The organism is Gracilibacillus sp. Marseille-QA3620 (genome assembly GCF_054950035.1).
The window spans coordinates 966,841-986,233 of the sequence record NZ_CM143102.1; the positions used below are offsets into that span (position 1 = coordinate 966,841).

The window sequence follows — 19,393 nt, forward strand, 5'->3', positions numbered from 1 at the left end:
TTATTAGAGAAAAGGGATCGGTTTGTTTTGGAAGTTTAAAGGACTATTTCATCTAAGCAGAGAATTATTCAGGTAGTGCCGGACATTTAGTTGATCCAGGATGAGCTGGGTGTAGCAGTACCGCTTCTTAATGGGGAAAAACATATCCCATTTCTTATACATAAAGACATACATCTAGATATGATGTTATTGAAGGAATATCTTCATTCGTCTCTAGAATCATCTCGACTTGCTTTGTTCGGCGATATTCAAGTTCATTATGTCTTACAGGATGAACCAAAACGAAAGAAAATGGTGATAGATGCAATGATTCATATGAAGCTTTATGATGAAACCAATCGACTAACGAAGGATTGTTAATTTCCTTTGCCTATTATTTTATAAGAAGATAAAAGAAGGAGGCCGTACTATGAGAAAGCAATTATCGTTACACCTTCCAATTGCTTTGTTCTTTCTCATCTTTTCGCTGTTTGGAACATGGTATGAGGGAAGCAATATTTTGGAGAACTCTTTTGAGTGGGAGGATTCAGCTCCTTTCTCCACCCTATTTCATGGACCTTTAACCTCTGAAGCAGATATTATGCAAGTGGATTTCTTTGTTTATGCAAGCAAGTTTTATCCTTTCTTCCCAACTGTATTGTTGTTGAGTGTGCTGTACCTGTTAACTGTATTAGGAGTGTGTACTATTGAGGATAGAAGAAGGAGAATTTTATTTTTTCGTATCTATACGGTCTGCCTGTTAGTTGTTCTCGCTGCGGTTCAATTACAGCATGTGGATACGAAGTATTATTATACATCATGTCTTTTCATTGGCATTGGGGTCAATTGTCTGCTTAGTGTAAGAAATAATAGGCGTTTAGCAGCTATGAAAGGATAGGGACAAATCTAATTAGCAGGGAATAGCTCCCGGTAATTTGTATACAATAAGTCAAGCTGCTTCCTAATCAGAAGCGGCTTTTTTATTTTTACAATGATTAAACTGGAGTAATTCACTTATGATGACAGTATTTCTGCTTCAATGCAAAAAAAAACAGGCTTCTTTGAAAGCCTGGCTTTGCATTCTGCAAATTAGAGGGAATTTTGAATGAACCAAGACTGTTGTACAGTCCATTTCACACCAACCTAACATAGGGGGATGCTTGCGCATTTATAATCAAGGGATTATTCCCGTTGATTCTCATTCAGATACATGACGCAGGCATCGATCACAGACGATTCCGTAGCATTCGTGCTGTTCTTCGATATTTTCACCACATTCAGCGCATTTCTTTGGGGGCAAGTTTCTGAAGAATTCCATTACGTTTCGTACCATGCTCATAACCTCCGTTTAATTGATTTATAACAGTTTGTTATTTTCTGAAACTGTTATATAACTATTTGTTAATAACAGTGTATTATAACAGATATGGAATGTCAACACTGTTTTAAAACAATTTTGAAAAAGATGAAAAAATAGGCATTTTAGTTTATAGTGATTAAGGGAGATAGCTCGTTTTGTAAGGAGGAATTCGATGCAATTAACGGTGATTGGTTACTGGGGCGGGTTTCCTGCTGCAGGTGAAGCCAGCACAGGATACTTATTGGAACATGAGGGCTTTAAGCTGTTGCTTGATTGCGGAAGCGGGGTTTTATCAAAGCTTCAATCCTACGTCTCGCCTAGTGAGCTTGATGCGGTTTTGCTGACCCATTCTCATCCTGATCATACAGCTGATATTGGTGTTTTACAGCATGCGCTTTTGATTGGACATATGTCTGGCGGTCAGGAGAAATGTCTGCCAATCTATACCCATTCAGAGGAGCAGGGATTTATCGAAACACTTCAGTACAAAGCCTATACAGAATGGAAGCCGATAGAAGAGGACGTGCCATCCCAAATCGGTCCGTTTTCGGTTCGTGCGATGAAAACGAAGCACTCTGTTCCATGCCTGGCTTATCGAATCGAGGCAGGAGGGCGTGTATTCGGATTTACGGGAGATACGGCTTTTAAAGAGGACTTTGCATCCTTCTTTCAAGGGGCACATGTGCTGCTAAGCGAGTGTAACTTCTACAAAGGAATGGATGCAGCGGAGCGTGCCGGCCATCTAACGAGTGAGCATGCTGCCATGATTGCGAGGGATGCAGGAGCAGAACGGTTGATCCTAACGCATCTTCCGCATTTTGGGGATGTGAAGCAGCTGAAGGTTGAGGCAGCGGCAGTTTTCAGTGGAGAAATTGGACTGGCCAGCACTGGACTGACAATCGAAATATAAATCATGTGGAGGTAAAGGTATGTTATTTTTGGATAACAGGGGCATTACAGACCCGCGAATTAACTTAGCGATTGAGGAATATGCGTTAAAGAATTTGGACATTACAGAGGAATCCTATTTACTTTTCTACATTAATCAGCCATCTATTATTATCGGCAGAAATCAAAATACAATAGAAGAAATTAATCAAGATTACGTGGATGAAAATGATATCATTGTCGTGCGCCGGCTTTCAGGAGGCGGTGCGGTTTACCACGATCTTGGGAACTTGAACTTCAGCTTCATCACGAAGGATGACGGGGAGAGCTTCCATAACTTCAAGAAATTTACTGAGCCTGTTGTGGATGCCTTGAAGGAGCTCGGAGTTGAGGCGGAGCTTAGCGGACGGAATGACTTAATTGCTGGCGGAAGAAAAATTTCCGGCAATGCACAATTTGCAACAAACGGGAGAATGTTCAGCCACGGCACGCTAATGCTTTCTAGTGAGATCGATCATGTTGTGTCCGCTCTTAATGTGAATCAGGATAAGATTAAATCTAAAGGCATTAAATCGATTCGCAGTCGTGTGGCTAATATTTCTGAATTCCTAACTGAGCAGTTGAGCATTGAGGACTTTAAACAAAAAATCCTTGAGCACATTTTCGGCGGAATGGATAAGGTCGAGCGTTATGAATGGACAGAAGAGGATTGGAAGAAAATCATGGAGATCTCAGAAAGCCGTTATCAGCAATGGGATTGGAACTATGGCAAATCTCCTAAGTTTAATGTTCAGCATTCACAGCGCTTTGAAGGAGTTGGCCAAATTGATGTCCGCTTGGATGTGGCAAAAGGCCAAATCGAGAACTGCAAAATTTTCGGCGATTTCTTCGGAGTTGGAAGTGTCGAGGAGATTGAGCAGAAATTAAACGGTGTCCGTTTCTCGAAGGCGGAGATTGAGAAGGCGCTTGATGATGTGAATATCAAGCATTACTTCGGCAATTTGACGAAGGAAGAGTTCGTCAAATTATTGTATTAAAGAATAATAGAGTTTAGGCAAATCTGCTGCTCATGTATATGAGCAGACAGATTTGCTTTTTTTATAGGTCTATATCCCATTATTGTAACAAAATTTCAAAAAATTGGTTGTAGAACGAAACTTTATTTTATATACTGAATAGTAAGAAATTTACAAGTAAGGGATGGCATTCATTTGATTTTTATAGAAGAGAGTTTTCATACCTTTAAGCCGACGGAGAAGAAGGCAGCTGAATTCATCCTGCAAAACCCGAATGAAGCGGTTAATCTTTCTATCCAAAAGCTGGCCGCACGAGCTGAGGTCAGTGAGGCATCCATTATCCGGCTCGCAAAGAAAATGAATTGCACAGGCTTTAAGGATCTTAAGCTGAAACTGGCTTATGAGCTCGCCAAGAATGAGCACAGGACGGAGCAATATGAGGATATTCCGGATGACGGCTCTATTAAATCCTACATACAATCAATCTCGCAAAATAATATTCAAGCGATAGAGAACACAATGGTGCTGCTGACAGAAGAGAGTGTTGAAAAAGCCATATCCCTTATTGCCGGCGCCCGCATGGTGGCTGTCTATGGCATCGGTGCTTCTGCCATCATTGCTCAGGACTTCAAACAAAAGCTTACCCGCATCAATTATTGGTGTGAAGCGGCGATTGACGGTGATACGCAATTGACGGTTTCAGCGAATCTTGGTCCGCAGGATGTCGTCTTCGGCATTTCTTACAGCGGCTTGACGAAGGATATTTGTGATTCTGTCTCCTTGGCCAAGAAGAATGGGGCAAAGGTCATCACCTTGACCAAGTCTGGAGATAATGTGCTTTCCCTGATGGGAGATGCCTGTCTATATACCACTTCATTGGAGCGGAATATCCGAAGCGGCGCGACAAGCTCACGTATCGCTCAGTTAAATGTCATTGATATATTGTTTGCCGGCATCACTAGGGCAAACAAAGAGAAGAATATTGAGGCATTGGAGCGGACACGTAAAGCGGTCCGCCGTTCAAAAAGCGGGAAATAGTCGTTTTGATGAGGCTTTTATCCGGCTCCTTACCTTTAGTACTGTTGCTTTACTTTGTGTATCTTCCTTGATACATGAAGCTAATTATAAACTATGGGAGGTCAAATGAATGAAGAGGATGGGGAAGGCGTGGCTGGCAGGTATTATGTTGTGTTCAGCCATGGTCGCGACAGCTTGTTCACAGGATGAGGAAACGGCCAATGGGAAGAAGGAAGATGCGGTTACCTTGACGATTGGAAGCTGGAGAACAGAGGACACAGAAGGCTACAAAAAAGTCATTGAAGCATTTGAAAAGAAAAATCCAGACATTCAAGTAGAGTTTAAGCCATCGAAGAATACGGAGTACAACACAATCTTGAATACGGCACTCAAAAGCGGGGAAGGTCCAGATATCATTCATTTACGTCCATATGCTCCAGGAATTGCGCTTGCAGATGCCGGCTATTTAGAGCCGCTTGATGATATAAGCGGACTCGATACATTTACAGATGAAGCACTTACTGCCTCAAAGGGGTCGGATGGGAAGCAATATGGTGTACCAATCAATATGAGTACCACACAGGTCTTCTATAACAAAAAGATTTTCAAAGAATTAAAGCTTGAGGAACCTAAGACATGGGATGAGTTCATTGAGTTGAATGAAAAGATAAAAGATGGAGGTTATGTTCCTTTAGCCCTGGGAACTAAGGAAGGTTGGCTGTTATCACTCACTCATGGCATCTTCGGTCCAGCAGTATATGGCGGGACAGAATTTGTTGATAAGATTCAAAAGGGAGAGACCAACTTTACGAGCAAGGAGTTTGTTCAATCCGTCAAAGCTATGGATGAATTGAAGAAATATTTCCCTGATAACTATGAAGGGGTTGGCATGGAGGATATGAGGACAATGTTCTTCACGGAACAAGCAGCGATGTTCCCGCTCGGAAGCTGGGAGATTGAAGTTGTGCGCGGAATGAACCCGGATCTTGATTTTGGCTACTTCCCGATGCCTCAGCAAAATGGAGGAGAACCGGCTGTAACAGCATGGGTTGATGGCTCGTATGCGGTGAATGCCAATTCCAAGCATAAAGAGGCAGCAAAGAAATTCGTGGAGTTTATGACGACGAAGGAATTTGGGGAATTGTTTACGAATGAATTTAAAATGATTAGTGCCATCCCGGGCATCACCTCAGAGGATGAGCTCGTGAACAGTCTTGGGAAGGCGATTACAGAAAGCTCTACTCCTTATATGATGGTCATTCACTTCGCGGAAGGGAATCCAACCACAAAGGCCACTTTTGAAACTGAGCTGCAGGGAATGTATCTTGGCGATCAAACACCTGAGGAAGTAGCGAAGAAAGTGCAGGAAAGTGCGAAGAGTTGGTATAAACCGTTTCAATAAAGGAGCAGGAGGCGGGTAAGCTATGCAGCCGGAAACGATTACAGCTGAAGTGAAGAAACCAAGCGTGAAGAAGCGCAGGGGATGGAAGATTCATCTCCTGCCTATTCCCGCCCTTGTCATCTATGGATTATTCATCGTTTATCCCCTTTTAGCCGCGCTGACTTACAGTTTTTTTGACTGGGAGGGAATTAAGCAAGGGGCATTTATTGGACTGGGGAATTACAAGGATTTATTTACACTTGAGCCATTTCGAGGCATGTTCTGGAATGCCTTTGGCCATAACGTTCTTTATTTCGTGATTCAAATGATTGTTCAAAATGGCATTGCCTTTGTTCTGGCGCTCATTCTTTATCAAAAGATACGGGGAATGGAATTCTTTAAGATTGCCTATTTCCTGCCAAGATTATTATCAGTTATCGTGGTCGGCTTTCTTTGGAAGCTGATTTTGAATCCAAATTTCGGTGCCCTGAACATTTTATTAGGTAAATTCGGGCTGGAATCCCTGCAGAAGGCATGGCTTGGCGATCCGGATACAGCCTTGATTGCGATTATTTTAGTGAATTGCTGGTTTGGTGTCGGATTTGCCGTCCTTATTTTCCTTGCAGGTCTGCAAGCCATACCGCATGAGCTGATTGAGGCGGCTAGGCTTGACGGGGCAAGGGGGTTGACTCTTATACGGAAGATTATGCTTCCATTAATGGTCCCTTCCTTGATGATCATGACCGTTCTGACCTTTATTCAATCCTTTGAGGCCTTTGAGCTTGTCTATGCGATGCAAGGCTCTCAAGGAGAACCATATCGTTCAACAGATACGCTGGCAGTTTATTTCTACCGGCTGGCCTTTGGAGGCGGAAGCGGAGATTCAACAGCTGTAGGTCTTGGATCAGCACTTGCTGTTGTGCTTTTTATCTTTATTGCGTCCATCACAGTGGTGTTATTGAAGGTCATTAATCGAAAGCAAATTGATATGTAGGAGGGAAACAGAATGAAAGCAACGATTTGGACTCGCCCATTTTATTATATTATCGCATTCTTGTTTGCCTCCATCAGCTTGTATCCCATTATCCTGATGGTTCTTTCGTCCTTTAAGCCGAGTGCGGAAATATTCATGAACCCGCTCTCCTGGCCGGAGCAATTCAGCCTTGATACATACCGAACCTTGCTTGAGCGCATTCCATTCATGACGTATTTCTATAATAGTGTGTTTACGAGTGTGGTCTCCGTTCTTCTCATTGTTATCACAACCTCTTTAGCCGCCTTTTATATCGCACGGTATACGTTTTGGTGGAATAATCTGCTCTTCTTCTTCTTTTTGATGGGGATGATGATTCCCATCAAGCTTGGGATTGTGCCGCTATTTTTATTAATGAAGGATTTAGGCTTAACCAACTCTCTATGGTCCTTGATTTTTATGTACACAGCACAGGGTATTCCTTTATCCATTCTAATATTGACCGGTTTCTTTCGGACGATGCCGATAGAGCTCGAGGAAGCGGCGCGGATTGACGGTGCCAGCGATTTGAGAATTCTCTGGAATGTTTTATTGCCTATCATGCGTCCAGCCCTTGCGACTGTCGTTATCATTAATTTCATCCAGGCATGGAATGATTTCTTCTTCCCGCTGATTTTTATTTCAGATGAGATGAAGAAGACTATCCCGGTCGGCATGCTGTCGCTCTTCGGTGAGTATTCCGCTGATTGGGGCTCCTTATTTGCAGGGCTGACGCTTTCCTCCCTGCCGATGATTGTCCTCTTCTTCATTGCGTCAAAACAATTCATGGAGGGAATGACTGCTGGTGCCGTTAAATAAGGAAATCATTCTCGCAATTGATGGCGGAGGGACGAAAACGGATTTGGCGGCAGGTGAAGGAAACGGTCGAATCGACTTTCTTGTTAGCGGTCCCTCGACTAATCTGAAATCCCGACCCGAAAACACGGTGAAGGCTGATCTCTATCGAATGCTGGACTCCTTGTTTCTGGAATCTGATTATTCAAAGGAAGCGATTACGGCAATCAGCGTAGCGGCCGCCGGCGGAGACAGACTGGAGGATAAGGTCAGATGGAGGGAGTGGTTCCTTGACTATGGAATCAAGCCAAGGGACATTACGGTCATGAATGATTGCCTCGCTCCTCTCACGGCAGCTACGAAGAGGAAGGAAGGATTGGTGTTAATCGCCGGTACCGGATCCATCGCTTATTATTTCAAAAAAGATGGCAGAGCTATCCGAGCAGGCGGATGGGGATATTTATTAGGGGATGAGGGAAGCGGCTATGATATAGGCAATAGGGCCTTACGTCGTGTGCTTGAGTCTCATGATGGAAGAAGAAAAGGCGGCGGGGCATTATGTGCTTCCGTATTAACGCATTTCGGATTGGAAGGTCCGATGGAGCTTATCACGTATGTATATGAAGCAAATTATCCGAGGGAGGCCATCGCTGGGCTTGGAAGAAAAGTCATTGAATTAGCGGAGGCGGGAAATAATGACGCCTTAGCCATTATGGCTGAAGCGATTCAGGAGCTGGAAAGGCTGCTGTCAGCCATTTATGCAGCTGATGCGAAAAGCCGGAACGGCTCACTCGTCATCTCAGGAGGGCTGTTTCAGTCAACCTTCTTCCGGCAGGCTTTTGAATCATCCATCCGAAAGGCCGGGCATCAACAGGCTGTCATTCTCTCACATTACCCACCAGTTATTGGAACTTATATGTGTGCACTGCTTGAGAAGATGGACCATATTTCAGACGAGATTGAGGAGAATATCGCGAAATCCTGGCAAGCTGCCAAGACAATAAAAATAGATGGAGGCCTGGTTGATGAATGAGGGAAAACGGCAAATGATCACGGAGATGAGAAACGAAAACTCAGAAGGTCTCCACCTGTTCTCAACGATGGAAATCATCGAATTGATGAATCGGGAGGATAAGACGGTTGCTTATGTGGTTGAAAAAGCGCTCCCGCAAATAAAAGGGGCCATCGATGCGGCTGTCACCCGCCTCGAAAACGGAGGCAGACTTTATTATATAGGAGCCGGAACTAGCGGGAGGCTCGGTGTACTTGATGCCTCTGAATGTCCTCCGACCTTTGGTGTTCCCGCTGAATTAGTCAATGGAATCATTGCCGGCGGCGAGATGGCCGTTCGAATCCCTGTTGAGAATGCTGAAGATAACAGTGAGGAAGGAAGAATGATTGTCAAAGAATTACTGGTGAAGGAGGATGTTCTTGTCGGTATCGCTTCGAGCGGCAGAACTCCGTATGTACTTGGCGCCCTTGAACAGGCTAATACTATTGGCTGCCAGACAATCGGGCTTGCCTGCAATCTTCAGACAGAGCTATCCAAGACAGCTGACATCATGATTGAGATTCCTGTCGGTCCGGAAATTATCACTGGATCAACAAGGCTGAAGGCCGGGACCGCCCAGAAGATGGTTCTGAATATGATTTCAACCGCCGTGATGATTAAACTGGGAAAGGTATACGGGAATCTAATGGTGAATGTGCAAGCGACGAATGATAAGCTGCGCATGAGATCGGTATCTATCATTCAAGATATCACAGGAGCAGAAGAAGCCCTCGCCAAGAAGATGAACGAGGAGGCAAAGGGAAACACACGAGCTGCCATCCTGATGATTCTTTACAAGCTTTCCTACGAGCAGGCTTGTTCGGAGCTAAGAAAGCATGACGATCATTTTCCACGGGCCATGAAGGCATTGGAGAACCGGCGTGTATGAGAAATTTGATAAGGACAGGTGGAGAGAAGCTGATTGCTTGCCGCCTGTCTTTTCGTTTGGTTTCTTTCTTCTTGGTTTAGGAGCAAAAGAGGATGGAGATTTATTTTGTGGTACTGTTAAAGGCGGGCACGTCTATTATGAACAATTAAATAGTAAAGAGGGCGTAATTAGACATGGGGGAGGGAACTATGGACAGTTTTATATGGGAATGTTTCTTTTTCATCATAATCGCAAATACGATTGGCTATTTAATCATTCGAAGAAAGGAAAGTATCTATCTGGCTGCATTGGCGGTGTTCTGTTCAGCTATACTAGTTGGCGTAGCAGGATATCTATTGACGATTGGAATACATGATTCCTATCAATATATGATTATGATAGGAGGCATTCTAGTTTTTAATAGCGTTATTCTTCTGTTATTTGCTTTATCAATATCTGTAGTAAAAAACCTATAAAAGTCTTACATCTGGCATTTGTCCTGAAGGATTAATGCCTTTTGGTGTTGAACGTTTTATTGTAATAAAGGGACATTTTAAAGATCTTGGTATCTGATAAGAAGCGGGAGGGTTATATGGATAATCACAAGTTTAATGAAGAACCTTATTCTTCCTTTCGAACAAAAAAACTCCCCATAAGGAGAGTTCTTTTACTTTAAAAATATCTTAAAGTGGCTTGAAAATGGTAGAGCCTAGCCGCTCTATTTTGGTACAGGAAAATGACCCAAAATTATTTTAACTTAGTTGTATACTAGTATGCAACACTTATTTTTTAATTTTTGAAGATACAACATTAATAGAGGAGAAAACGAAGATTAAGGCATTCTGGTTAGGAGAAAATCGATAGAGGAAAAAATTATTAGAAGCATCATCTACCGCCAAGAAAGGAACTTTTTTAATGAACTAATTGGGCTGTTGAGCCAAGAAGGATTAAAGTCCTTTTCTGTAGAAGTCCTTATTGTAAAAAAGGGACAGGTTAGTGTAAGAAGGTGAGGGAATTATCCTATTAATAAAAAAATAGTGAAGTATAGGGGGAGCATATTGGAATTTAAATTTTTGGACTTTTATATTATCAAAGGGGATGAAATTGATTTGCATCTCATAAAAACAGTACCAGGAAACAAGGATAAAAAATGGGTTCCAGCGTATCATTTCAATATTTCTTTAAGTGGTTCATCCGAACCTATTGGAAAAATAGATATTAGAATTGGATACAATGAAAATTTATATTATGGTGGTCATATTGGATATGCAGTTAATGAGAAATATAGAGGTAATCACTATGCTGCAAAAGCTGCATTGCTTTTAAGGGAAGTGGCGACTGCTCATAAAATGGAGAAACTGATTATTACCTGCAATCCAGATAACATCGCCTCAAGAAAAACCTGTGAATATGTCGGAGCTAATCTATTAGAAATCATTGATGTCCCAGAACACAACGATATGTATCAGCGAGGGGAAAAGGAAAAATGTATATATGAATGGATGTTATGCTAACGGATGTGATTTTCTAACAAGGATGGCTTTTCCTTCTTCAAAGCACAATAATAATCGGTTTTACCAGTTGCATTTAATCATATTCTTTCCAGAAGAATGAACGCCAAAAAAAAAGCTGATCCGAAGCCTGCTTTGTGCAGCGCTTTTAGATCAGCTTTTCCTGTGTTTTATTTACATTTCTGTTTCCCCGGTAAGGGAGATTTCTGTTCCTTCAGCTGGATTTTCAGCTGTCATTCTTGCGATGATGCAGCCGGAAATGAAGCCGATTAGTGCAAATGTGAGCCAGCCCATGGATACATTATAGAGCGGCACATAGCTGGAGAGGATTTGGTCCAGCCCTCCTAAGGAAATGCCGAACCCGTGAATACCTTCCACGAAGCTCATTATGAGTGTAGAAATCATTGTGCATACATAGACTACGCGGCGCCCCTTGAAGATAGAATCAGCGAGCACGAGCAAGATGAGCACAATCGTGATTGGATACAAGAACAATAATACCGGTGTGGAGAAGGTAATTAAATTCGATAACCCCACATTAGCAACGGATACCGAGAATATGGTAAAGACAATCGCATATGTTTTATAGCTGAACTTAGGCACTAGTTTATAGAAATAAGCGGCACAGGCTGATGTGAGACCAACGCTAGTTGTCAAACAAGCAATGATAATGATGAAGGCAAGCATGATTTGACCAAGCTGTCCCATATAGTGTTTGGAGGCTCCTGAAAGGATAGGAGCTCCGTTATCAGCAAGTCCAAGTGCCGTTACCGAAGTGGAACCAATATAGGCAACGAAGATATAGACGAGTGCTAATAAACTAACGCCGATAATCCCTGATTTAAGAACAGATGTGAAGATTGCTTTCTTTGATTTCTGCCCATATAATTTCACGGCATTGATAATAAGAATGCCGAATGCTAGTGCTCCGAGCGCATCCAGTGTATTGTATCCTTGCAGGAATCCATTTACAAAGGCTGCCGTATCATAGCCTTCTTGCGGCGTTGTTTGTGCGCCGAGCGGGTTTACGAAAGACATAATGATAATAAACGCGATGAAAAGCAACATTAATGGAGATAGGATTTTGCCGATTCGTTCGACGATTTTGGATGGATTCAATGAAAGCCATAAGGAAATACCGAAAAAGAGAATCGTATAAATCAATAGTTTAATGGTTTGATTGTCACCGCCAATAAAGGGGGCAATTCCAATTTCATAAGATACAGTACCTGTTCTTGGTAGTGCAAAGAACGGTCCGATTGTTAAGTAGAGCAATACTGTATAAATAACGCCGTAAATAGGGTGAACCCTTGCCGCAAGGGGCTGTACATTATCGACGCCAGAGATGCCAATTGCTATGATGGCCAATAATGGAAGACCCACTCCTGTAACGAGGAAACCAGCAACGGCTATCCATACATGTGTGCCGGATAATTGTCCGAGATAGGCGGGAAAGATTAGGTTTCCTCCGCCGAAAAATAAGGAAAATAGCATCAGCCCGATGATTAGGTAAGCTGATATAGGAAGTTTTTGATCCATTTGTCAGAGCACCTTTCTAGTTGTTTGAATTATCTGAATATTTTACAAGATGTGTATTAATCTCTTTAATTTGTTTTCTAACTATAACAGAAAAAAATTATTTCGTACAACGAACAAAGATTTCCAGATAATGATTCATATCTATTGATGAGGTATTTACCTGTCTTTTACATTATTTAACAAGTGAGTCATCATCCTTTTACAATGTCCATTTATACTTTAGTTGAATTCGATAAGGAGGGATTGGATGTTGAAGAAGAAGGGTTGGCTGCTTGCAGGTGCCAGTGCACTTGTCATTACGCTTGGGGGCATCAGTCATAGGAAGAAGGGGCTAGTCTATAGACACCCTTCTTTTTTTAAGATAAAACCTATTAAACAATTTAGCGATATTCTATATCTATTATTTTGACATTATGAATTTGAGAATATTTACAGGATGAAAAATGCTGGATTTTGCTTCGTAATTCCTGTTTTAGCATGTAAATATTCTTAATGGTTGCATAGGGTGATTTCTTTTTCTATAATAAAAATTGGATGTATTTTGAATATTTTAGTAAAATATACATCTCGCAAACAGGGAGGGAGAACGATGAATTTATCAACTCAACTTCATGAAACGGCAGCCAAGTTTACGTCAAAACCAGCATTTATTTTTATGAACCATGAAACAAGCTATGCAGAATTTGACCATGCAGTGACACAGTTTGCTGACGGGTTGCAAAGCCTTGGCATCAAACAAGGGGATAATGTGGCATTGCTATTAGGAAACTCACCTCATTTCATCATTGGATTATATGGTTTATTCAGATTAGGGGCGACCGCCATCCCGGTAAATCCAACGTATACCCCAGATGAGATTTCTTACATATTGAAGAATGGAGACGTAAAGGCAGTTATCACGCTCGATCTCCTCATTCCAATGTTTGAGAAGATGGACCGGATGCTGCCTAGTATCGAACACTATATCATTTGTCCATCCGAGGCAGTAGAACGTCCAATACCGGAAGACCTCTTAATCAGCGGAAAAATGAAATCGTTTACAAAGATATTTGCCTTAGGAAGCGGTACATTCATAGAGCCGAAGACTGAGGACGAGGATACGGCCATTATCCTGTATACCTCCGGGACAACGGGGAAGCCGAAGGGCGCAATGCTTTCTTATAGAAACTTATACAGCAATGCACGGGATGTGGCGGATTATTTAGGTATTAATGAGAATGATCGCGTGATCACCGTATTGCCCATGTTCCATGTGTTTTGTTTGACTGTCTCTTTAAATGCACCTTTACTGAATGGGGGGACGCTTGTCATCATTCCTAAATTCAGTCCAAAGGATGTCTTTCACGCGGCGAAGAAATATGAAATTACCCTGTTTGCGGGTGTGCCGACGATGTTCAATTATTTGCTTCAATACCCTGAAGGCAATACAGAAGACTTTCGTTCATTGCGTTTCTGTATTTCCGGCGGTTCGGCCATGCCGGTTGCCCTGTTAAAGAATTTCGAAGAAAAGTTCAATGTCATCGTGTCTGAAGGATATGGCTTGTCAGAGGCTTCTCCGGTTACTTGCTTTAATCCGATTGACCGGCCGAGAAAGCCGGGCTCTATTGGAAAGGCCATTATTCATGTCGAAAATAAAGTCGTCAATGAGCTTGGTGAGGAAGTGCCGGCTGGGCAGGTAGGAGAGTTAATCGTTAAGGGGCCGAATGTCATGAAGGGCTACTATAAGCTACCGGAGGAAACAGCTGCTGCAATCAAGGATGGCTGGCTTTATACAGGAGATCTTGCCCGTATGGATGATGAGGGGTACTTCTATATTGTTGACCGCAAAAAAGATATGGTCATTGTCGGCGGATTTAATGTTTATCCGAGGGAAGTGGAGGAAGTGCTTTTTGCCCATCCTGACATTGCTGAGGTTGCGGTTATTGGTGCACCAGACCCCAATTTAGGTGAGGTCATTCGCTGCTTCGTCGTTCCGAAAAAGCCCTCTTTGACCGAAGAAGAGGTAATTGATTATTGTAAAGAACGATTGGCGAAATATAAGGTGCCAAAATCAATTGATTTCATGGAAGAGCTTCCAAAGAATACAACAGGAAAGATTTTGAGAAGGGCACTAAAAAATGCCGTTCTTCAACAATCCTGAATTCAAACCCGCAAAACTGCGGGTTTTTTGTTTGGTTAAATTTGCTGATAATTCTAAATATTATTTGCAATTATGGTCCTATCAGGCTATAATTTAGCAAACAAAATCACAAACGCATAAACGCACAAAAGCGAAAAAGCGACAAAAATAGACAAAAAGAGAGGGGATACAGGAATGAAGAAAAGATGGTTAGGACTTACCGCAGCAATGGCAATCTCAATGATCCTGACAGCTTGTGGATCAGATGACACATCATCTGGAGATAGTAAAACATTTAAGGTAGGTATTTCACAATATGTAGAGCATCCATCGTTGGATGAGGCGACTAAAGGATTTAAGAAGGCGATTGAGGATGCTGGTGTCGAGGTGAAGTTCGATGAACAGAATGCTCAAGGTGATGCGACAAACAACCAGACGATTGCGACTAATTTTGCGGGAGATGGAGTGGATTTAATTTTTGCCAACGCTACCCCTAGCGCACTTTCTGCCGCAAATGCCACAACGGATATTCCGGTCGTGTTTACCTCTGTGACAGACCCTGTCGGTGCGGAGCTTGTGAAAGATTTCGAGGCGCCTGATAAGAATGTAACAGGTACAACAGATTCTCATCCAGATGCGATTCCGAATACAGTCAAGCTAATGGCGGATATGGGATATAAAAAAGTCGGCACCGTCTATAACTCTGGTGAGCAAAACTCAGAGGTACAGGTGAAGCAGGCGGAAGAAGAGGCTGGGAAGAATGGTCTGACCTTGCAGAAAGTATCTGTTGCTACATCTGCCGAGGTGAAGCAGGCAGCTGAATCGTTGGCAGGAAAAGTGGATGCCATTATGATTGTGACAGATAATACGGTTGTCTCTGCGCTGGAATCAGTTATTTCTGTTGCAGAAGCGGAAAAAATTCCTCTCTTTGTCGGTGAGCTTGATTCTGTAGAAAGAGGCGGATTTGCAGCCTATGGGTTCAGCTACTATGATATCGGCTACCAAGCAGGAGAACAGGCTGTGCAAATTCTAAAGGATGATAAAGAAGTGAAGGATATCCCTGTGGAGGTACCGGGAGATCTTAAGCTGGTAATCAATAAGAAGGCAGCTGAAAAAATGGGAGTCGATGTCGACAGTATTAAGGAAGAAGCGGAATATATTGAATAGCCGCCAATAGAATGAATGGAAGCCTGGAATCCAAGCAGAGAGGAAGAGGAATGTGTTTGCATCTGTTTTTGGGTCGGTTGAGGCCGGCATTATCTATAGTTTAATGGCTCTAGGGGTCTACTTATCTTTCAGGATATTAGATTTTCCTGATCTTACGGTTGATGGAAGTTTTGTAACAGGGGCAGCGGTCGCTGCCGTCGCAATCAGCAATGGGATAAATCCATTTTTGGCAACCGGTATGGCGATGATTGCCGGATTCATGGCTGGAATGACAACAGGATTGCTTCATACAAAAGGAAGAATTAATCCGTTATTATCAGGGATTTTAATGATGATTGCCTTGTATTCGATTAATTTACGGATTCTAGGCAAGCCGAATGTCCCTTTATCATCAGAAGAAAAGGTATTTACCGTCTTTCGTTCGTGGTTTGAGTCACTAGGCATAGATGAAGGGATGAGCTCATTCCTTAATGCCATCAGTCTATCAGGATTCATTCCCTCCACTTGGTCCATTCTCTTGCCGATGGCTGTCTTTGTTCTCATAATTAAGATTCTGCTGGACGCTTTCTTGAGAACGGAAATAGGCCTTGCCATTCGCGGAACCGGAGATAATGAACAAATGGTCAGAAGCTTCTCTGTTCATACGGATTGGACAAAGATGATTGGACTTGGTCTCGCAAATGGTCTTGTTGCTTTATCAGGCGCATTTATCGCCCAGTATAATGGTTTTGCTGATGTCGGGATGGGGATTGGCATGATTGTAATAGGCCTTGCCTCCGTTATCATTGGGGAGGCCATCTTCGGCGCTAAATCGGTTGTGAGAGCTACGTTGGCTGTTATCGGAGGGGCAATTGTGTATCGTCTTGTGGTGGCGTTTGCTTTGAAGGTTGAATTCCTCGAAGCAGGTGATATGAAGCTGATTACCGCTATTATGGTCATTGTAGCGCTTCTAATTCCTAAATGGGTTGACTCGTATAAGAAATACCGCCAGAAACGAAGCCGATTGAAACAGGCTGCTGCCATGGGCATCCAAGCGGGAACAACTGGAAAGGGAGGCGAGCAGCTTGCTGCAACTAAACCAGATCAATAAAGTATTTAACGAAGGTTCTCCAGATGAGAAGATTGCCTTGAAGAATGCTAATCTCTACCTAAATGAAGGAGATTTCGTGACGGTCATCGGCAGTAATGGTGCCGGGAAATCGACCTTAATGAATTTGATATCGGGTAAATTAATTCCTGATTTCGGTACGGTCTACATTAATGGGGATGATGTGACCGGCATGGGAGAGCATAAGCGGGCACGCAAAATCGGCCGAGTCTTTCAGGACCCGCTGGCCGGAACGGCTCCTCATATGACGATTGAGGAGAATCTAGCTATTGCTTATGCCCGTACCAAAAGAGTCGGTTTTGGGTTCGGCGTAACCAATAAGAGAAGAGCATTCTTTAAGGAAAAGCTGGCCGAGCTTCATCTCGGGCTGGAAAATCGATTGTCTGCTAAAGTCGGTCTTCTCTCAGGTGGAGAGAGACAGGCGCTGTCATTATTGATGGCAACTTTCACAGAACCGGATATTCTCCTTCTTGATGAGCATACAGCGGCGCTTGATCCATCCAGGGCTGCCTTGATTACAGAGCTCACAAAGCAGCTTGTTCAAAGGCATAAACTGACGACTTTGATGGTCACGCATAATATGCAGCAGGCTCTTGACCTTGGAAGCCGGCTGATCATGATGGATGGCGGAGAAATTATTTATGAGGCAGATAGCGTCGTGAAGAAAACGCTTACGGTTGAGAAGCTCCTGGCTGAGTTCCAGAAATTAAAACGCGATTCAAATATATCAGACCGGTCCCTGCTGGGATAATAGAAGCTTGCGAATAAATGTCTGGCCTCGGGCCAGGCATTTTGCCGTATAGCCAACTTAGATGAAGGATAGGGGGTATAGGGGAATGGAAGAAGTACAGGCAGGCTATATGAGGTCATCTGACTTTATGAGCGGCCTAAAGGCCGGAATGAGTATCGCTATCGGTTATTTTCCGGTTGCGGTCACTTTCGGTCTGCTGTCCAAATCAACCGGTCTGACCCTTGCAGAGACTTTATCGATGAGTCTTATTGTATATGCTGGGGCTGCACAATACATAGCATTGAATTTATTGTCACTTGGAATCGGAATTGCTGAGATTATTTTGGCGACCTTCATCCTCAATAGCAGGCATTTTCTTATGTCAGCTTCCATTCAGGCAAGAGCAGCAAAGGATCCGTCATGGAAGAAACTCATTTATGCCTTTGGTATTACAGATGAGACCTTCTCTGTTGCCTCTTTAAGGTCGGGCAAGATTACAGCAGGGTTTATGTTTGGACTGGGCGGAATCGCCTATGGAAGCTGGGCATTGAGCACACTGCTCGGATACTTGTTTGGAGCAAGCCTGCCGGATGTATTGAAAGAGAGTATGGGAATTGCCTTGTATGCTATGTTTATTGCCTTGCTTATTCCGCCGTTATCGAAGAGCCGCAAGGTTTTGTCCTTGGCTTTAAGCGGGGCGGGATTGAATTTTCTGCTCAGTTCTTTTGATCTTCTTTCAACAGGCTGGTCCTTGATTGCTTCCGCCTTATTGGCATCGGTCGGAGTCGAATGGCTTTATGGGAGCAAAAGGAGGAGTAAGGAAGCATGAGTATATCCATTTTTCTATTGATTGTTGGGATGGGGCTGGCTACGTATCTTCCGCGTATGCTTCCTTTCTGGCTTATGAAGGAGGGGGCTTTACCACCGTTTTGGATGCGTGTACTCGAAAATATTCCTTATGCTACGCTTGGCGCTTTGATTTTTCCCGGCGTCCTCTATATTCAAGAGAATATTTGGGCAGGGCTTGTTGGCGGTTTATCTGCTGTTATCATCGCCTTGCTTGGGGCCAACGTGATTGTGGTCGTGCTTGGTTCAATCGCTGTCTTAGCGGGTCTTTCCTTGTATATGTAGAAGAAACCTCCAGCCAAGACTTGGCTGGAGGTTTCAAAATTTATTGAGCGATGAATAGCTGTGTCCAGTAGTGGCGGTAATCACCGCCAGAGACATAACCTACACCGATATGTGTATATTTCTTTGAAAGGATATTAGCTTTATGGCCAGAGCTGTTCATCCATGATTTAACGACAGCTGCTGGAGTCGTCTGTCCGGCGGCGATATTCTCACCGGCTGCTGTATAAGAAATGCCAAACTTTTTGAGCATATTAAAAGGCGTTCCATAGGTAGGGCTTGTATGAGAGAAGTAGCCTTTATCACGCATATCCTTGGATTTCGTTTCTGCAACATTATTCAGTTTCGAGGAGCTCTTCAATGCTTTTAATCCGGCAGCTGCTCGTTCTTTGTTCACGAGCTTCACAACCTGCTCTTCAAACGTTGGTGTGTAGGATCCAATTTTGAATTTGGAGGAAACAACCCATCCGACAGTAGAACCGGATTTCACCTTGTAACGTTCGCCACTCTTACCCACAATCGTGACGTTTGTTTTAGCATTTAAGGTTTTCAATACTGTACTCTTGGTGCTTGTTGTTTTGTAGATTTTTTGCTTGCTCAAGGAATGAGCAGATTGACTGACCTTGCTTTTCAGTACCCATCCGGTTTTGCCGGAAGCTTTTGTTTTGTAGTAACCGTTCTTCAGTGTACCCGTATCAATTGAAAGGGCTTTACCCGTAGATAG

22 protein-coding genes are annotated in these 19,393 nt (G+C 43.1%); 19 read left to right on the forward strand and 3 right to left on the reverse strand.

Features of this window, described 5'->3' with window-relative positions; translation table 11 throughout:
* The first annotated feature begins 90 nt into the window (after positions 1–90).
* Complete coding sequence (locus tag ACY8DX_RS04900; RefSeq protein ID WP_049671879.1) at positions 91–360, forward strand: hypothetical protein; 270 nt, start codon at positions 91–93, stop codon at positions 358–360.
* Positions 361–409: 49 nt separating this feature from the next.
* Positions 410–877 (forward strand): DUF4306 domain-containing protein, encoded by a 468-nt coding sequence (locus ACY8DX_RS04905; protein ID WP_049671878.1) that lies wholly within the window; start codon positions 410–412, stop codon positions 875–877.
* 300 nt (positions 878–1,177) lie between these two features.
* Here ACY8DX_RS04905 and yhfH read toward each other — a convergent pair whose 3' ends face one another.
* Complete coding sequence (gene yhfH / locus ACY8DX_RS04910; RefSeq protein WP_082197166.1) at positions 1,178–1,312, reverse strand: protein YhfH; 135 nt, start codon at positions 1,310–1,312, stop codon at positions 1,178–1,180.
* Positions 1,313–1,511: 199 nt separating this feature from the next.
* Here yhfH and ACY8DX_RS04915 point away from each other — a divergent pair, with 199 nt between their 5' ends.
* From ACY8DX_RS04915 to ACY8DX_RS04960, 10 genes are all read left to right on the forward strand, one after another.
* Positions 1,512–2,249, forward strand: coding sequence for an MBL fold metallo-hydrolase (locus tag ACY8DX_RS04915; RefSeq protein ID WP_049671877.1), 738 nt, complete (start codon positions 1,512–1,514; stop codon positions 2,247–2,249).
* 19 nt (positions 2,250–2,268) lie between these two features.
* Complete coding sequence (locus ACY8DX_RS04920; protein WP_049671876.1) at positions 2,269–3,264, forward strand: lipoate--protein ligase; 996 nt, start codon at positions 2,269–2,271, stop codon at positions 3,262–3,264.
* A gap of 174 nt (positions 3,265–3,438) precedes the next feature.
* On the forward strand, positions 3,439–4,281 hold the full coding sequence (locus tag ACY8DX_RS04925) for a MurR/RpiR family transcriptional regulator (protein WP_439802983.1): 843 nt from the start codon (positions 3,439–3,441) through the stop codon (positions 4,279–4,281).
* A 109-nt stretch (positions 4,282–4,390) separates the two neighbouring features.
* Positions 4,391–5,662: an ABC transporter substrate-binding protein gene (locus ACY8DX_RS04930; protein ID WP_462406294.1), complete on the forward strand. Its 1,272-nt coding sequence runs from the start codon at positions 4,391–4,393 to the stop codon at positions 5,660–5,662.
* Between the two features lie 22 nt (positions 5,663–5,684).
* A complete protein-coding gene (locus ACY8DX_RS04935) occupies positions 5,685–6,635 on the forward strand; it encodes a carbohydrate ABC transporter permease (RefSeq protein WP_462406295.1) in 951 nt (316 codons plus the stop codon).
* A gap of 12 nt (positions 6,636–6,647) precedes the next feature.
* On the forward strand, positions 6,648–7,472 hold the full coding sequence (locus ACY8DX_RS04940; protein ID WP_049671872.1) for a carbohydrate ABC transporter permease: 825 nt from the start codon (positions 6,648–6,650) through the stop codon (positions 7,470–7,472).
* A complete protein-coding gene (locus ACY8DX_RS04945; RefSeq protein ID WP_462406296.1) occupies positions 7,459–8,481 on the forward strand; it encodes an N-acetylglucosamine kinase in 1,023 nt (340 codons plus the stop codon). The genes ACY8DX_RS04940 and ACY8DX_RS04945 overlap by 14 nt, the downstream gene beginning before the upstream one ends.
* Positions 8,474–9,388: an N-acetylmuramic acid 6-phosphate etherase gene (murQ, locus tag ACY8DX_RS04950; RefSeq protein ID WP_462406297.1), complete on the forward strand. Its 915-nt coding sequence runs from the start codon at positions 8,474–8,476 to the stop codon at positions 9,386–9,388. Before ACY8DX_RS04945 ends, murQ begins: the two co-directional genes overlap by 8 nt.
* On the forward strand, positions 9,381–9,743 hold the full coding sequence (locus tag ACY8DX_RS04955; protein WP_049671869.1) for a hypothetical protein: 363 nt from the start codon (positions 9,381–9,383) through the stop codon (positions 9,741–9,743). Before murQ ends, ACY8DX_RS04955 begins: the two co-directional genes overlap by 8 nt.
* A 682-nt stretch (positions 9,744–10,425) precedes the next feature.
* Positions 10,426–10,881: a GNAT family N-acetyltransferase gene (locus tag ACY8DX_RS04960; protein ID WP_049671868.1), complete on the forward strand. Its 456-nt coding sequence runs from the start codon at positions 10,426–10,428 to the stop codon at positions 10,879–10,881.
* Between the two features lie 171 nt (positions 10,882–11,052).
* On the opposite strand, the gene brnQ is transcribed toward ACY8DX_RS04960, so the two are convergent.
* The gene (gene brnQ, locus ACY8DX_RS04965; RefSeq protein ID WP_462406298.1) at positions 11,053–12,417 is read right to left on the reverse strand and encodes a branched-chain amino acid transport system II carrier protein; all 1,365 of its coding nucleotides are present in this window, start codon (positions 12,415–12,417) and stop codon (positions 11,053–11,055) included.
* A gap of 247 nt (positions 12,418–12,664) precedes the next feature.
* Here brnQ and ACY8DX_RS04970 point away from each other — a divergent pair, with 247 nt between their 5' ends.
* The 7 genes from ACY8DX_RS04970 (at position 12,665) to ACY8DX_RS05000 (ending at position 18,672) form a co-directional block, all read left to right on the forward strand.
* Positions 12,665–12,826: a hypothetical protein gene (locus ACY8DX_RS04970; RefSeq protein ID WP_439802992.1), complete on the forward strand. Its 162-nt coding sequence runs from the start codon at positions 12,665–12,667 to the stop codon at positions 12,824–12,826.
* A 180-nt stretch (positions 12,827–13,006) separates the two neighbouring features.
* Positions 13,007–14,557, forward strand: coding sequence for a fatty acid--CoA ligase family protein (locus ACY8DX_RS04975; protein WP_462406299.1), 1,551 nt, complete (start codon positions 13,007–13,009; stop codon positions 14,555–14,557).
* A 174-nt stretch (positions 14,558–14,731) separates the two neighbouring features.
* Positions 14,732–15,703, forward strand: coding sequence for an ABC transporter substrate-binding protein (locus tag ACY8DX_RS04980; protein ID WP_049671865.1), 972 nt, complete (start codon positions 14,732–14,734; stop codon positions 15,701–15,703).
* Positions 15,704–15,755: 52 nt separating this feature from the next.
* The gene (locus tag ACY8DX_RS04985) at positions 15,756–16,793 is read left to right on the forward strand and encodes an ABC transporter permease (protein WP_462406300.1); all 1,038 of its coding nucleotides are present in this window, start codon (positions 15,756–15,758) and stop codon (positions 16,791–16,793) included.
* Positions 16,768–17,562 (forward strand): ABC transporter ATP-binding protein, encoded by a 795-nt coding sequence (locus tag ACY8DX_RS04990; RefSeq protein WP_462406301.1) that lies wholly within the window; start codon positions 16,768–16,770, stop codon positions 17,560–17,562. The genes ACY8DX_RS04985 and ACY8DX_RS04990 overlap by 26 nt, the downstream gene beginning before the upstream one ends.
* 85 nt (positions 17,563–17,647) lie before the next feature.
* Positions 17,648–18,370, forward strand: a complete 723-nt coding sequence (locus ACY8DX_RS04995) for an AzlC family ABC transporter permease (protein ID WP_462406302.1) — start codon at positions 17,648–17,650, stop codon at positions 18,368–18,370.
* The gene (locus tag ACY8DX_RS05000; RefSeq protein WP_462406303.1) at positions 18,367–18,672 is read left to right on the forward strand and encodes an AzlD domain-containing protein; all 306 of its coding nucleotides are present in this window, start codon (positions 18,367–18,369) and stop codon (positions 18,670–18,672) included. Before ACY8DX_RS04995 ends, ACY8DX_RS05000 begins: the two co-directional genes overlap by 4 nt.
* 40 nt (positions 18,673–18,712) lie before the next feature.
* Here the strand turns inward: ACY8DX_RS05000 and ACY8DX_RS05005 are convergent, their stop codons facing one another.
* A complete protein-coding gene (locus ACY8DX_RS05005) occupies positions 18,713–19,222 on the reverse strand; it encodes a CAP domain-containing protein (protein ID WP_049673007.1) in 510 nt (169 codons plus the stop codon).
* Between the last annotated feature and the right edge of the window lie 171 nt (positions 19,223–19,393).

Coding starts and splice junctions, on each gene's coding strand:
- ACY8DX_RS04905 (WP_049671878.1), top strand. CDS start 410: ATGAGAAAGCAATTATCGTTACACCTTCCAATTGCTTTGTTCTTTCTC.
- yhfH (WP_082197166.1), bottom strand. CDS start 1,312: ATGGTACGAAACGTAATGGAATTCTTCAGAAACTTGCCCCCAAAGAAA.
- ACY8DX_RS04915 (WP_049671877.1), top strand. CDS start 1,512: ATGCAATTAACGGTGATTGGTTACTGGGGCGGGTTTCCTGCTGCAGGT.
- ACY8DX_RS04920 (WP_049671876.1), top strand. CDS start 2,269: ATGTTATTTTTGGATAACAGGGGCATTACAGACCCGCGAATTAACTTA.
- ACY8DX_RS04930 (WP_462406294.1), top strand. CDS start 4,391: ATGAAGAGGATGGGGAAGGCGTGGCTGGCAGGTATTATGTTGTGTTCA.
- ACY8DX_RS04935 (WP_462406295.1), top strand. CDS start 5,685: ATGCAGCCGGAAACGATTACAGCTGAAGTGAAGAAACCAAGCGTGAAG.
- ACY8DX_RS04940 (WP_049671872.1), top strand. CDS start 6,648: ATGAAAGCAACGATTTGGACTCGCCCATTTTATTATATTATCGCATTC.
- murQ (WP_462406297.1), top strand. CDS start 8,474: ATGAATGAGGGAAAACGGCAAATGATCACGGAGATGAGAAACGAAAAC.
- brnQ (WP_462406298.1), bottom strand. CDS start 12,417: ATGGATCAAAAACTTCCTATATCAGCTTACCTAATCATCGGGCTGATG.
- ACY8DX_RS04970 (WP_439802992.1), top strand. CDS start 12,665: ATGTTGAAGAAGAAGGGTTGGCTGCTTGCAGGTGCCAGTGCACTTGTC.
- ACY8DX_RS04975 (WP_462406299.1), top strand. CDS start 13,007: ATGAATTTATCAACTCAACTTCATGAAACGGCAGCCAAGTTTACGTCA.
- ACY8DX_RS04980 (WP_049671865.1), top strand. CDS start 14,732: ATGAAGAAAAGATGGTTAGGACTTACCGCAGCAATGGCAATCTCAATG.
- ACY8DX_RS04995 (WP_462406302.1), top strand. CDS start 17,648: ATGGAAGAAGTACAGGCAGGCTATATGAGGTCATCTGACTTTATGAGC.
- ACY8DX_RS05000 (WP_462406303.1), top strand. CDS start 18,367: ATGAGTATATCCATTTTTCTATTGATTGTTGGGATGGGGCTGGCTACG.